We start from the raw sequence: 14,194 nt of genomic DNA on the forward strand, positions 1-14,194 counted from the left end.
GGTGCTTATGGAATGCAATCAGGAGGAAAATAAAAAGAGCTGTGCCTGTACCTATCCCGGATGTCCGAGGCAGGGTAACTGCTGCGCCTGCATTCGTTATCACAGGGGAAAGGGGCAGCTTCCCGCCTGTGTGTTCCCGGCGGATGCGGAAAAAACCTATGACCGTTCCTTTAAACATTTTGCAAGGCTTGTGGCAGAGGGCAGGGTGTAGGATGGACCGGCTGTGAGGACTGTGCATCTGTCTTGCAGCTATGGTACTTGGAAAACTGTGCTGAACAGTTACGTTCCTGCATGATTTGGGTCTGGCCTTTTCAGATATCAATGCTCAGGGGGGATGCAGCAAGTGGAACAATGCGGATTCCGGCATCCCTGAGCTGTTCCGTGGCATGGGAAACCATGAAAATGGCCGTTCCTTTTTTCTGGTTCATTGCAACAATTTCTTCCCATATCCTGGCCTGCCATAAGGCGTCAAGGAAGGCAAAGGGCTCATCCAGAAGCAGCAGGTCAGGTTCGCCTGCAAAACAGGCGGCCATGGCAAGCCGTCTTTGCATACCACCGCTCATCTCCATGGGTTTCTTATGGGCTGCTTCCTGAAGTCCCATTTTTTCCAGCCAGAAAAGACTGTTTTTATACCTTTTTTCCCCTGAAATCCGGGCAGAAAGGATAAAATCCATATTCTCCAGAGCCGTTTTCCATGGCAGAAGCGGCGCATCCTGCAGCAGGCAGGCCATGTGTGAAAAGCGAATGATCCTGCTTCCCGCATCGGGCCGGACAATACCTGCGGCAATCTCCAGCAGGGTGGTTTTACCAATTCCCGAAGGACCTGTCATGCAGAGCAGATCGCCTTTTGCAAGGGTAAGGCTGACATCCCCAAGGATACAGCGGCTCTGAAATTGTTTGGATATATGTTCAAGCCTGAGCATCTATGCCCCTTTGTGCCAGCGCCCTTCGGCGTAAGGGCCGTATCAGCCCGAATTCTATCCCCATGCCCATACCCACAAGGATGATGGCCCAGGAGAAAAGCTGGGGCATGTCCAGCATCCTGTATGACCAGTAGACTCCGGCGCCAATCCCTCTGCTGCTTCCAAAAAATTCCGCCACAGCCGTTACCTTCCAGCAGCTCCCCAAAGCATAGGAGAGTCCGCCAAGGAGATAGGGATGGATGCCCGGCAGGATCAGGTCCTTCAAGAGTCTGTAGTTTTTTACGCCATAGATTTTTGCAAGGCTGAAGAGCCTTGGATCAAGGCTTGCAACACTCTGGGCAACGGTAAAGAAAAGGGGCGGATAAAGTGATGCGATGACCACGGCAATGGGTACCGTGCTCCCTGTCCCTGCCCATATCATGAGCAGGGTGATCCACAAAATTGGGGGGGTAGCCTGAAGGGCGACCACAAGGGGAGTAATGAGAGACATGGTTTTTCGGGAAAGGCCCGCCAGAATACCTGTAATCAGGGCGAGAAACAGGGTGGTGGAAATGGCCAGAAGGCCTCTGAAGACAGAAATGGCCACGTTTTCCCAGAGGCTGGCTCCCAGAAGCATTTTTGCAAGACAGGAAAATGTTTCCACCGGGGAGGGCACAAGGCCTGTACCCATAAAAAAAGTGAGAAATCCCCAGAAAGTGAGCATGAGACCCATGGAAAAAATAAAAGGGATGCAGCCTTGCACCTTGTCTCCTTAAAAGCCGCTGGCCGGGTTAAGGGGTCTGCCAGAAAAAATCAGACCGGTCTCCGTTAAAAAAAGCAGGCATGAGAATATGCAGGTAGCTGCGTATTTCCTGCTCTGCTTCAAGGGCACTTTTCACCATCACCCGGTCCCTTTCCAGGGACGCTGTAACCATTTCCTGTGGAATGAAAGCGGAAAAAGCCTCAGGCAGGGCATGGACGGCATCCCTTGCATCTTCTTCCAGTTTTTTTCCTTCATATAGAAGGATATCCAGCAGGGATGCAATGAGTTCCGGGTATTTTTCAGCCGTTTTTGCATGGACGGCCATCCCTGCAATGGGCATGCGTGGCAGCCCACCTGTACGGCGTCCATAGTAATCTTCTATGTTTTCAATGATTTTAAGATTTGTGTCCCGCAGAAGAAGGCTTGTGAGCAGGGGTTCCGGTACAATGGCTGTATCCATTCTGCCATCCATCAGCATCAGAGCCAGCTGCCTTGGTTCCATTTCTGAAAAACGGATCTTTTTTCCATGCTCTTCTTTTAAGGATCTGAGAAGGGATACCGCAGGCCCTCCGGGCGGAGCCGCTGCCAGTTCTCTGCCGTGGAGGTCGCTTATGGAGGTAATATCCGGATTCCTGGATACAAGATAAAATTTCCGCCAGCCGCTGATCATGAGAATGCGCACGGGGGCTCCTGCACCATGGGCCCTTGCAAAACCTTCCGTATCCCCCAGCCAGAGATCTCCTTTTCCAGCCAGCATGATTCCCCGCAGGTCATCCAGATTTTTCCACAGCACAACCCGGAAGTTGCATTTTTCAAGGATGCTTCCCTTTCGGATGGCACTCCAGAAGGGAAGCTGCGGCGTCGTTGCCATGGCTGAGGTATAGAAGGTGAGGGTGGGGAGATCCGGATTGTTTCCGAAGACAAGGGTCTGGTCCGGAGCATCCCTGAACAGGATAACAGCCCCTGCAATTCCCATAACTCCTGCAAGGATGAGACTTACTGATATTTTGATGGATCTGATTTTTTTCATTAAAATTCCAGCGTATAAGTGGCAGCAAGGCTTCTTCCGGGGGCATTGAGTTCCGCGGGTTTTCTTCCTGTGGAAAGGTGCTCCCTGTATGTGGTATCCATCAGGTTATTTACTTTGAAGGCAATTTCATGGGTGGTTTTCGTCTGTCTTAATATGTATGGTCTGAATATGTATGAAATGCCCGCATTCAGGCTGGTCCATCCGGGCGTTGTTTTTTCTTCGGGAGCAACCCTTGTCTGCTTTGTTGCCCAGAGCAGTTCAAGATGACCGTTGAGCCCGGTGGATGGACTGTGGCGAATCCCCAGAAGACCGTTTAAGGGGGGGATTCCTGCCAGATCCTGTTTTTCTGTTCGGTTTTCCCCCCGTGTCCATGCAAGGCTGGCGGCGGTATGCCAGTGGCCTGAAAAGCGGTATTCCAGTTCAGCCTCTGCTCCGTAGATTCTGGCACTTTCGATGTTTTTCATATCATGCCTGGAACTGTCTGTTCTTTTTTCCACAATCAGATCGTCCACATCATTGAGAAAGACACTGAGGCTGGCAGCAAGGTTCTGTTGCACATGGTGGATGCCGTATTCAAGGAATCTGGATCTTTCCGGATTCAGATCCGGAGTACCGTATACGGCATATTGGCCCAGATGGATATACTTGAATCGTTCCATCAGATCCGGAGACCGGTAGCTGGATGCGCCAAGGAAGGTCATAGACCACCGGGGGATGAAATTCCATGCAAGACCTGCGTGAAGGTCCCAGCTGATGTTTTCGTGATTATCCGCTTCTCGTGTCAGGGGGTTGGGGGTGTCCGGTGAGGGGGGCTGTATCCATGCATAGTGGTCTTTGCTTTCCGCACGGATATAATCCACTCTGCCGCCCGTATTAAGGCTGAAGGAAGGGTGGATGCGCCAGTTGTTTTCGGCAAAAACACCTGCGGAAAGCTGCTTTGCATCGGCAAGGGGCGTGTCAATGCCCGTGGGCTGGTCTTTGAAGTGCCTTGTTCTGGAGGATGTCATTTCCCATTCCCATATATCCGCCCCCAGAGTAAAGGCATGCTTGCCTTTTTTCATGCTGTTAAGCCATTTCAGTCCCCATGTGTCATGGTCTGCCGAAGGATGCAGACTCAGTATGGGACTGGCAGGTGGCAGCTGGTCAATGCGTACATTCCTTTCGATTCTCTGATGAAAGAGGTTTAGCTCCGACTGCTGTAACAGCCCCTGATCCGGGATGAAGGTGTGGGTGAGCTGTGTCAGTGTTCTCAGGGTTTCCGGGTAGGTGACATCGGCTGCCTGTGGCATGGAGGCTTCGCCCCTTCCGGGGATGCCGACATTTTTTCCTTCAAAGTGCTGGTGCTGAATGCGGGTAGTGTGGAGGCTGTTCCATCTGTATCCTCCCTTGACACTGCCCCCCTGGTCTTCAAACTGGGAGTTGTGTATTTCATTGCCCCTGCCGTCTTTGTAGCTTTGATGATCCCGCCTGTTTCCCGAGGCATAAAGCCAGTAATCCGGGGTATTGTACTGAATACGTCCATGGATGCCATAGCCTTCCGGGTTGTCTCTGAAGGTGCTGCTTAAGGCACCCTTGACTTCAGGGGCAGATGAAAACTTTCCCTTTTTTGTGATGATGTTGACGACACCGCCGATGGATCCTGAACCATAAAGGGCGCTGACGGGGCCTTTGAGAATTTCAACCCTTTCAATATCTCTGGTATCCACAAGGCCGAAACGGGCATTGATGTCCGTTGAGGTATGTACCCTTGCACCATCAATGAGCAGAATGACCCGGTTTCTGCCAAGGCCGCGGATGTTGATTTCAGAACCCCATGGGGAATCCGGTGAGGCACTTAAACCCGGAATGCGGGTAAGGGCATCCGTAAGTCCCACAGGGTTGCTGCGCAGAAGGGTTTCAGCATCCATCAGGGCGGTGCCGCCGGGGGTCTGGGAAATGGGGGCCTCACTGCCCCTTGCGGAAACAATGACTCTGTCAAGGACAATGATGTCTTCCGTGTTTTCCGGTTGGGATGCAGGGGCTGGTGATGGAAAAATGGAAAAAAGAAATAAGATCCATGCTAAAATATATATTTTACAGCGTAGTTTTTTATGGATCTTGGTTAATTTTTGGCAAAGCGTAAAGCCGGGCAAGTTGTATCTCCTCATTTAAGGATTTCTTTGGGGCAGGTGCAGGGACCTGCCCTGATTCAGAGTTTTTAAGGTTCTTAAGGTCTTTAGAGTCTTTAAGGTTTTTAAGGAAGGCAGGCGAAGGGGGCTTGCCCGGATTCAGGGTTTTTAAGATCCTTAAGGTCTTTAGAGTCTTTAAGGTTTTTAAGGAAGGCAGGCACAGGGGCCTGCCCGGATTTCAGTAAATTATCCTATTTGGTGTATAGGGGCCTGTGCTGATAGTGGGTATGCAGCAGTTCATGGGCCTTGCCGCTGCCGGGTGTTTCCAGAAACTCCTTATAGATTTCCTCAATAAACGGATTTTTATGGGAACACCGGATTTCCGACTGCTGATCATCGGCGTACATTCCGGCAATACGGGCGTTTCTCACCTCATCGGTGGTGTTATAGGGCTGACCGCCCCCTGCGATGCACCCGCCCCTGCAGGCCATGACTTCCACAAAATGGTAGGGGGGTTCTTTCCCCTCGTCCCTGGCCTGTCGGATTTCGTTGAGCAGATCCCGCACATTGGCGACACCATGGGCAATGGCCACACGCAGCTCTTTTCCGTCAATATGAATGCTGGCGGTGCGGATGCCGTCCATGCCCCTCACCTCCTCAAAGGTGATTTTTTCATATTCGCTGCCTGTGACAAGGAAGTAGCCCGTGCGCAGGGCTGCTTCCATTACGCCGCCTGTGGCACCGAAAATGGTGCCTGCACCCGTATAGGCTCCGATGGGGGAATCTGCCCCTTCATCGGGAAGGGAGAGAAAGTCAATGCCGGACTGTTTGATGAGCCGGGCCAGCTCCCTTGTGGTCAGAACCACATCCACGTCCTGTTGGCCTGAGGCATACATATCCTTATGCCGGACAATTTCAAATTTTTTGCTGGTGCAGGGCATGATGGCCGCTGAAAAGATTTTTTCCTTGGGTATCTCTTTTTTATCCGCATAATAGGTTTTTGTGAGAGCCCCCTGCATCATCATGGGTGATTTGGCCGTGGAGAAGTTGGGAATCATGTCGGCACAGTATTTTTCCATGTAATCCACCCAGCTGGGGCAGCAGGATGTGATCAGGGGCAGTACACCTCCTTTGGTGAGGCGATCGACAAACTCCGTCCCTTCCTCCATGATGGTCAGGTCCGCAGAAAAGTTGGTATCAAAGATGGCATCCACACCAATACGCCTTAAAGCCGCATAGATTTTTCCTGTGGTGATGGTTCCCGGCTCAAGACCGAAGGCTTCTCCTATGGCCACACGAACGGCAGGTGCTATCTGTACTGCCACATGGAGTTCCGGATCAAGGATGGCATCCAGGAGTTTTTTGGTATCATCCCTTTCGTAGATGGCACCCACAGGGCAGTGGGCACTGCACTGGCCGCACTTGATACAGGGGCTTTCACTGAGCAGGGCACCGGCTGCGGGCATCATTTCCGTATGATCGCCTCTGCCGATGAATTCCAGTGCCCATACGTCCTGAAGCTGCTGGCATACCAGAACGCAGCGGCCGCATTTGATGCACTTTCTCGGATCCAGAACAATGGAGAGGGTGGATTCATCCTTGGGATGTTCCGTTACATTGGACTCAAAGGGGACTTCCCGGATACTGAAGTTTGCCGCAAGGGTCTGCAGCTCACAACTGCCGCTGCGTCCGCAGGTAAGGCACTCATTGGGGTGATTGGAGAGAATCATCTCAACAATGGTTCTGCGGATTTTATTCAGTTCCGGGTCATGGGTGATGTAGCTGGCGCCTTCGCTGACTTCCGTAACGCAGGCTCTGGGAAGCTTTGGCATGCCCTCAACCTTGACCACACAGAGACCACAGGCCCCCCAGGGTGTGAGGTCGGGATGGGCGCAGAGGGTTGGAATATGAATGCCGGCCTTTTTTGCCGCCACCAGTACGGAAGTGCCTTTTTCGACTTCCATGGGAATTTGGTTTATTTTTATATGTATTTTCTGCACGTATCTGCTCCTTCTCGTTTCCGGTCAATACCTATGCGATCTGTACAGCACCGAACTTGCAACCCTCATAACAGATGCCGCATTTGATGCAGTTGTCCTGATCAATGACATGGGGCTTCTTGCGTTCGCCCGTGATGCAGTTGTTGGGACATTTACGGGAGCAGACCGTACATCCGATACAGATATCCGGATTGATGGTGTAGGTGACAAGGGCCTTGCATACCCCCGCCGGACAGCGATGGTCCCTGATATGGGCCAGATATTCTTCCTCGAAATATCTCAGGGTGGAAAGGATGGGATTGGGAGCCGACTGTCCAAGACCACAGAGGGAGGCCTTCTGCATGGGAACGGCCAGGGCCCTCAGTTGCTGGATATGCTCCATGGTTCCCTTGCCCATGGTGATTTTTCTTAAAATATTGTACATTTTGCGGCCACCGATGCGGCAGGGAGCACATTTCCCGCAGGATTCATCCACGGAAAAATCAAGGTAGAACTTGGTGACATCCACAATGCAGTCATCTTCGTCCATGACGATCATGCCGCCGGAGCCCATCATGGAACCCAAGGCACCAAGGGTTTCATAATCAATGGGTGTATCCAGATGTTCTGCGGTAATAACACCGCCCGATGGACCACCGGTCTGTGCTGCCTTAAAGGCTTTTCCGTTGGGAATACCGCCGCCGACATCATAGATGATTTCCCTTAAGGTGGTACCCATGGGCACTTCCACAAGACCTGAGTTATTGATTTTACCCGTCAGGGCAAAAACCTTGGTCCCCTTGGATTTTTCCGTACCGATCCGGCTGAACCAGTCTCCCCCCCTTAAGATAATCTTGGGGATATTGGCATAGGTTTCCACATTGTTGATGACAGTCGGTTTCCCCCAGAGTCCCTTTACGGCGGGGAAGGGCGGTCTGGGGCGGGGCATGCCCCTTTCCCCTTCAATGGATGCGATAAGGGCGGTTTCTTCACCACAGACAAAGGCACCGGCACCCAAGCGGATTTCAATGTCAAAATCAAAGCCGCTGCCTAAAATATTTTTTCCAAGCAGCCCATATTCGCGGGCCTGATCCATGGCTTTGTACAGGCGTTCAATGGCCAGGGGGTATTCCGCACGGATATAAATATAGCCCATGCTGGAGCCGCAGGCATACCCGGCAAGGGCCATGGCTTCCAGTACGGACTGGGGATCGCCCTCAAGGATGGAGCGGTCCATGTAGGCGCCGGGGTCCCCTTCATCGGCATTGCAGATGATGAAAATTTCATCGGCCTGATCTCTGATGTCATGGGTGAACTTCCATTTCATCCATGTGGGAAAGCCAGCCCCCCCCCTTCCCCTGAGGCCGGATTTTTTCAGCTCTTCGATGATGTCTTTGGGCTCCATTTCAAAAAGAGCCATGCTCAAGGCGGCATAGCCGTCACGGGCAATGTATTCCGTGATGTCCTCGGGATTGATAATCCCGCAGTTTCTTAAGGCAATACGTACCTGTTTCTGGTAGAATCTGGATTCTTTTGCGGGATTTTCATGCCTGAGCATGAGGTTTTCCACGGGCTGGCCTGCGATGATGTGCTCATCGATAATGGCCCTTGCGTCTTTTACGCCTACATTGACATAAAAGGTTTCATCGGGAAGTATTTTGACGATGGGGCCTTTGCTGCAAAGGCCGAAGCATCCGGTTCTTACGATCTGCACGTCTTGGCAGATACCTTTTTCCATGGTCAGTTTTTTAAGCTCTTTGTAAATTTCTTCGGATTGTCCGGACGCACACTGCTTGCCGCTGCAGACCAGGCAAAATTTTTTATATGGCATGTTCGGGCTCCTTTACCACATCCTGGGCAGGTTTATCAAAAACATGACCGCAGACCAGCTCCCTGCCGAGAATATGTCTGTCAACAATCCGCCGGGCCACATCGGAGGTCACTTTGCCGTATATAATATCCGGCATGCCGCTCATTTTTATTTCAAGGGTGGGTTCTGCATGATCAAGGCCCAGAGAGCCTGTCTTGCGGATCATGGCATTGTTTATACCCCTTTCTTTGAGGGTTTCGCTGAGTGTTTTCAATATATCCTTTGCACCGGAGGCAATGCCGCTGCTGCCCATTCCGATGAGGATTTCAATCCTGTTTTCACTGTCTTTGCCTTCGTGGAGCTCCAGGCGCTTTTTCTCACGCAGCAATCTGAGCTCTTCTCTGCTCATTCCCATTGATTTCTCCTTACATGTAACTGGGGCAGGTTATCGGCAGTTTATTGCTGTCCGGAGGACTTGCTGTGGAATTTTGATATGATTCCAGCAAGCTCATCGGTTTTCAGAACCCCAAAGACTTCGTCATTGATGGTCATTACCGGTGACAGTCCGCAGCAGCCGATGCAGCGGACGGCTTCTACGGAAAATTCGCCGTCTTCCGTGGTTTGCTTTACGCCGGCTCCCAGAAGGTTTTCCACTTCATGGAGAAGGTCCTGGGCTCCCTTCAGGTAGCAGGCTGTGCCCGTACACACGGCAAGGGTATTGCGTCCGGGTTTTTCCTGTTTGAAGTAATGGTAGAAGGTGAGAACACCGTAGATTTTTGCCAGGGGGACATCAATATAACGGCTCAGTTCAATGGCGATTTTTTTCGGTACATAACCGAAATCCTGCTGGATGCGGTGAAGAATCATGATGAGGTTTCCCCGTTTTTCCTTCCAGATGTCGATGAAGGCGAGAAGATCATCGGAAAGTCTTAACTCCTGCTGTGTATCCATAATGTATCTCCCTTTACCTGAATCATTGTTTACAACGATATTTACAGGGTTATGCCGGTACAACTTTGCTACCCTATACCGTCCCGGACGTTATTTTCAATAAAAAAATGTTGATGAATAAATGGTTCCTTAAAAAATTGTATTATCGTTTTTTTAAACAGCGTTTATTGGATTGCATGTCTGAAATATAATTGGATATATATGGGCGGTCAGGTTATGTGTTTTAAGTATGGATAAAGGTGGGGATGCAGACTTCCCTGCCTCTATTACATAAGACAGGGATTCTCTGTTCAGGTGGAGAAAAAAGCAGAGATATTATGCCATGATGATTGCTGAGGAGGTTGTATGGATCCGAAAATCAGATCGAATCTGGAGGCTGGCGGGCATGAAGAGCCCGGTTTCGGGCCTCCCGCCGGTAAAAAAACCTGGTACCGTTCCGTGGAAATGCCCTTTGTATGGCTGGGGGCTGGTCTTGTGGCCGTACTGGTTCTTTTTCTGCTTTTTTTTCCGGGCAGATCCGATGAACCGGTTTTTCCTTCTGCGGGTGGTGCAGGTGCGGAGTATGCTGAGATATCCGACCGCCTTGACAGGCTGGCCAGTGCCATGGAGTCCCTGCGTATGCAGCGGATGTTTTCCGAATCCGGGGTTCCTGATCAGGAAGAGCTTGTGGCAGCCATAAGGAAACTGAATGCGGATCTTTCTTTACAGATTGCTGCTCTTTCCAAAAAAATGGACGGTCTTCAGGCGGCTGTGGAAGAAAGAAACAGAACCCTTGCCCCTGCTCCCCCAAAGGCAGCAGAGGCAACAGGTGAAGATGCCACTGTGAAAACACGCAGATCCTCAACCCCAAAGACGGAACCGGCAAGTCCCGCAGCGCCACCGCCTTCTGGCCGGGGCCTTGAGTATAGTGTACAGCGGGGGGATACCCTGTTCAGCATCGCAAGGAAGCATGGGGTAAGCCTTGGAAGTCTGCTGGAAGCCAACAGGATGAAACAGAGTGATCCAATCCATCCGGGCCAGAGATTAAAAATTCCGGAATGATTTTTAATCCGATTATCACTACCTTTCATCCGCAGGAGTCTTATGTTGTTGAAATTGTATGACCAGATTTTATACTAGTCAGCTTTGCATCTGCAATGGGTCCCTTAAAAGCAGGGATCGAAAAAATTATTCGCAGGGGCAGACCTTCAGGACTGCCCCTGCGAATATCCGATCGCACCACGGGCCTGACAACAGCCTGACCTGCAAACGGTGGCCGAGTCAGGGCAGTGAGCAGAAAAGGCTTTACAGGTTTAAAAGCAATTAAAAAAGCAGTCGTATCTTGTGGGATACAGGCCTGTATGCTTGATCCTGATGGGCCTGCGATGATTATTTAGAAGGCCATGGGGAAAAAACCCATGCTTTTGTGTTTTTTTCCTATGGACCTTTTTCCAAAATTCGGTTAGCATAAAAAAGTAAACTTAATAACTTCTGAAAAATCCCCATTAAGACGAAGGCAGATACGCTGCACATACACCAGTCAAAGCAAACCTTAAAATCAATCTCGTTTGTTTGAAACGAAGGATTGTACCGCCTGTAAAATAAAAAAATACCGGATGACGTTCTGAGTACAGGAAATAATGGATTTTTTATAGCCGGGGAATACCTTTGAATGTATTGCTGGTATAAAATTACATTGCCGTCTTCGGCCACTCGATGCTTTTTCCTTCTTGACTGTCTTTCAATTCGATTCACTAATAAACCAGCGAATACGATTTTTAACTTTTACCCCTGTCGTTTGATAAAAATAATTTTTATATATGGTGTTTTTTCTGCAGTTGAAAAAGTACAGGAGGTTTAATGACAAAAAATCAGGATGCATCCCCATTCACCAGCTCCATTCAGGCTGTTGCAGAAGCTACGGGTCAGTTCTGGCGCTCCTTTTCGGAAACGTGGAATGAGACTGGCCAGAATTTTCCCGGCCAGGCAGAAATTTTCCAGAAAAAATGGACGCAATCCTTAACGGAAAGCTGGGGTGGTTTTCTCAAAAACATGGAAACTTGGAGTGGAAGTATGAATAAAGATCAGGAAAAGTCCTTTGATCCTTCAGATATGGCTGCACAGATGGAAGCCGTCGGTCGTTTTATGCAGGTTTTTCAGAAGCAGACGGATTTTATGCAGCAGCGTTTTATGGAAAACGCGGGAAAACTCGGAGAAGTTTTTGAAACGATGGAGGGTAAAGGCAACAGCAATGATTTTCTGCATGCATGGCAGGAAATTTATGAAAAGGAGATACGAAAGATTTTCCATATTCCTCAGGTCGGACTGGGGCGGGAGTATCAGGAAAGGATGATGACGGCCCTGGACCGGTTCAGTCTTTTCCATGGCAATGCCATAGAGCTGCTGCACTTTCTTTATATTCCCATGGAGCAGAGTTTTTTGCAGTTGCAAAAAGATATTGAGAAGATGGTTGCGGAAGGGCGTATTCCAGAAGATAATGAAGATTACTACAAGCTCTGGCTGCAGAAACTGGAAGCTCACTATATGGAGCTGTTCCGCTCTCAGGAATATACGACGGCACTGGGCAAAACACTGAGTGCCATGGGAGAGTTCAAATCCGCAAGGGATGCGATAATAGAAGACAGTCTCCAGAGTGTTCCCGTACCCACACGCTCTGAAATGGATGAACTGTATAAAGAAATATACGCTTTAAAAAGGCGGATCCGGGATCTGGAAAAGAATGCAGAAAAATAATCTGATGGTTTTTTCCTGCCACTGTGGCACAGGTTTTTATCAAATTATCAGGATTGTTTTTTCGGAAACTGGCGGTAATACAAGTAACGGGGGATCAATATGATGGATATTGGCAGGTTGACGGACAAGTTTCTTACGGATCTGGAAAACAATACGGAAAAAAATCAGGCATATCTGAAAGATGCTGTTGATGTGCTTTTAAGTTCCCTTGACGATCAGATCGCAGCAACCCCCTATGATATCGTATGGCAGGAAGACCGTGTGCGGCTTAAGCATTACCGGTCAGAGGCTAAGGGGAAAACGCCGAGAAAAACACCTATTCTTGTGGTGTATGCCCTCATTAACAGGGAAACCATGCTGGACCTGCAGCCGGGGCGGAGTGTTGTGGAGAAGTTTCTGGCAGATGGCATGGATGTTTACATGCTGGACTGGGGATATCCTACCCAGAAGGATAAATATCTGTCCATTGATGACCATGTGAATGTCTACATAGATGATGCCGTGGATTTTATCCGTAAAAGGGAAGGGGTTTCTTCCCTGAATCTCATGGGTATCTGCATGGGCGGAACTTTTTGTACCATTTATTCTGCCATTCACCCTGAAAAGGTAAAAAACCTTGTTCTTACGGTTACGCCGACGAGTTTTGGGCATGAAGAGGGTCTTCTTCATGTCTGGATGCGGAGTCTGGATGCGGAAGCGATTCTGAAAAATTACGGGAATATGCCCGGAGATATGATGAACTTTGGTTTTCTTCTCCTGAATCCTGCCCGGCTCATGATTGATAAATACCGGTCATTCATAAACAATCTTGGGGATAAGGTCTTTGTGGAAAACTTTATCCGCATGGAAAAATGGATCTATGACAGCCCCGATGTGCCCGGTGAAACCTTCCGCCAGTTTATTGAAGATCTGTATCAGAAGGATCTTCTTATTCAGAATAAACTGCAGATTGGTCCCCATCTCATTGATTTGAACCGGGTCACCATGCCCGTTTTAAATATTTATGCCCGTCTGGATCATCTGGTTCCGCCTGCGGCCAGTAATCAGATTACCAGTAAGGTAGGCAGTAATGATACAACGGATATCTGCCTTGATACAGGGCATATAGGAATTTATGTGAGTTCCAAGTATCAGAAGGAATTTGTGCCAACCATTTCCAAATGGCTCCTTGAAAGGGATGCTGCCCCGGAAACACAGAGTTTGACGGAAGCCTTGAAAGAGTCCGGTGCCGATGCGTCTTCCGAACCCGCTAAAAATACGAGAACAGCCGGTAAAAAGCCAGCTTCCGGCCAGAAGCAGGCGGGGAGCGGAAAATCCTATGCTGCCAAAAATAAGGGCAAGGGTGTTGCCGGGAGAGTGTGAAAATTCTTTTAACGGCAGGGCCTGGAGGATCAGAATTTTTGAGCCGTCCTGCCCCATGAATTCATTGATTAAACATACGTGAGGATACCTATGCAGGGACTTAGCATTGATCAGATCTCCATGGGAGACAGCGCAACCTTTACAAAAACGATTTCCGAGTCGGATGTTTATCAGTTTGCAGGAGTTACAGGGGACTTAAACCCTGCCCATATAAATGAAGAATATGCAAAGGGCACTGTTTTTAAAACCCGTATTGCCCATGGCATGCTGAGTGCCGGCTTTATCTCTGCCGTGCTGGGAACCCGCCTGCCCGGACCCGGAACCATCTATCTCCGTCAGGAACTTAAATTCCTTGCTCCGGTACGTATCGGAGATACCATCACCGCCAAGGTTGAAGTGACAGGCCTTCTTGTGGAAAAAAACCGGGTGACCCTGAGAACAACCTGTACCAATCAGGAGGGTACCCTTGTGGTGGATGGGGAAGCCCTGATGAGTCCGCCGAAAAAATAAGAGAAGTTGATTTTAAAACAAGAGATCCGGTGTCCTTCAGGAGACC

13 protein-coding genes are annotated in these 14,194 nt (G+C 49.7%); 5 read left to right on the forward strand and 8 right to left on the reverse strand.

The window, feature by feature from the left end:
* Positions 1-7: 7 nt before the first annotated feature.
* A complete protein-coding gene (locus tag LZ24_RS13700) occupies positions 8-211 on the forward strand; it encodes a DUF6485 family protein (protein ID WP_144686086.1) in 204 nt (67 codons plus the stop codon).
* Between the two features lie 100 nt (positions 212-311).
* Here LZ24_RS13700 and LZ24_RS13705 read toward each other — a convergent pair whose 3' ends face one another.
* From LZ24_RS13705 to LZ24_RS13740, 8 genes are all read right to left on the reverse strand, one after another.
* Positions 312-923, reverse strand: coding sequence for an ATP-binding cassette domain-containing protein (locus LZ24_RS13705; protein WP_144686088.1), 612 nt, complete (start codon positions 921-923; stop codon positions 312-314).
* Positions 910-1,665, reverse strand: coding sequence for an ABC transporter permease (locus LZ24_RS13710; protein ID WP_222427644.1), 756 nt, complete (start codon positions 1,663-1,665; stop codon positions 910-912). The genes LZ24_RS13705 and LZ24_RS13710 overlap by 14 nt, the downstream gene beginning before the upstream one ends.
* 28 nt (positions 1,666-1,693) lie before the next feature.
* Positions 1,694-2,695, reverse strand: a complete 1,002-nt coding sequence (locus tag LZ24_RS13715; RefSeq protein ID WP_144686090.1) for an ABC transporter substrate-binding protein — start codon at positions 2,693-2,695, stop codon at positions 1,694-1,696.
* A complete protein-coding gene (locus LZ24_RS13720; RefSeq protein ID WP_186443156.1) occupies positions 2,695-4,827 on the reverse strand; it encodes a TonB-dependent receptor plug domain-containing protein in 2,133 nt (710 codons plus the stop codon). Before LZ24_RS13720 ends, LZ24_RS13715 begins: the two co-directional genes overlap by 1 nt.
* A gap of 227 nt (positions 4,828-5,054) precedes the next feature.
* On the reverse strand, positions 5,055-6,803 hold the full coding sequence (locus LZ24_RS13725) for an NADH-dependent [FeFe] hydrogenase, group A6 (protein WP_144686094.1): 1,749 nt from the start codon (positions 6,801-6,803) through the stop codon (positions 5,055-5,057).
* 31 nt (positions 6,804-6,834) lie between these two features.
* Positions 6,835-8,613: an NADH-quinone oxidoreductase subunit NuoF gene (locus tag LZ24_RS13730; protein ID WP_144686096.1), complete on the reverse strand. Its 1,779-nt coding sequence runs from the start codon at positions 8,611-8,613 to the stop codon at positions 6,835-6,837.
* Positions 8,603-9,007, reverse strand: coding sequence for a (2Fe-2S) ferredoxin domain-containing protein (locus LZ24_RS13735; protein ID WP_144686098.1), 405 nt, complete (start codon positions 9,005-9,007; stop codon positions 8,603-8,605). The genes LZ24_RS13730 and LZ24_RS13735 overlap by 11 nt, the downstream gene beginning before the upstream one ends.
* A 41-nt stretch (positions 9,008-9,048) precedes the next feature.
* A complete protein-coding gene (locus LZ24_RS13740) occupies positions 9,049-9,543 on the reverse strand; it encodes an NADH-quinone oxidoreductase subunit NuoE family protein (RefSeq protein WP_144686100.1) in 495 nt (164 codons plus the stop codon).
* Between the two features lie 345 nt (positions 9,544-9,888).
* Here LZ24_RS13740 and LZ24_RS13745 point away from each other — a divergent pair, with 345 nt between their 5' ends.
* From LZ24_RS13745 to LZ24_RS13760, 4 genes are all read left to right on the forward strand, one after another.
* The gene (locus tag LZ24_RS13745) at positions 9,889-10,584 is read left to right on the forward strand and encodes a LysM peptidoglycan-binding domain-containing protein (protein ID WP_144686102.1); all 696 of its coding nucleotides are present in this window, start codon (positions 9,889-9,891) and stop codon (positions 10,582-10,584) included.
* Between the two features lie 798 nt (positions 10,585-11,382).
* Complete coding sequence (locus tag LZ24_RS13750; RefSeq protein WP_144686104.1) at positions 11,383-12,276, forward strand: poly(R)-hydroxyalkanoic acid synthase subunit PhaE; 894 nt, start codon at positions 11,383-11,385, stop codon at positions 12,274-12,276.
* Between the two features lie 99 nt (positions 12,277-12,375).
* Positions 12,376-13,638, forward strand: coding sequence for a class III poly(R)-hydroxyalkanoic acid synthase subunit PhaC (phaC, locus tag LZ24_RS13755; protein WP_144686106.1), 1,263 nt, complete (start codon positions 12,376-12,378; stop codon positions 13,636-13,638).
* A 90-nt stretch (positions 13,639-13,728) separates the two neighbouring features.
* Complete coding sequence (locus tag LZ24_RS13760; protein ID WP_144686108.1) at positions 13,729-14,148, forward strand: MaoC family dehydratase; 420 nt, start codon at positions 13,729-13,731, stop codon at positions 14,146-14,148.
* The last annotated feature ends 46 nt before the right edge of the window (positions 14,149-14,194 follow it).

Origin of the sequence: Desulfobotulus alkaliphilus (assembly GCF_007830435.1) — a bacterium.
Classification (GTDB): Bacteria; Desulfobacterota; Desulfobacteria; order Desulfobacterales; family ASO4-4; genus Desulfobotulus; species Desulfobotulus alkaliphilus.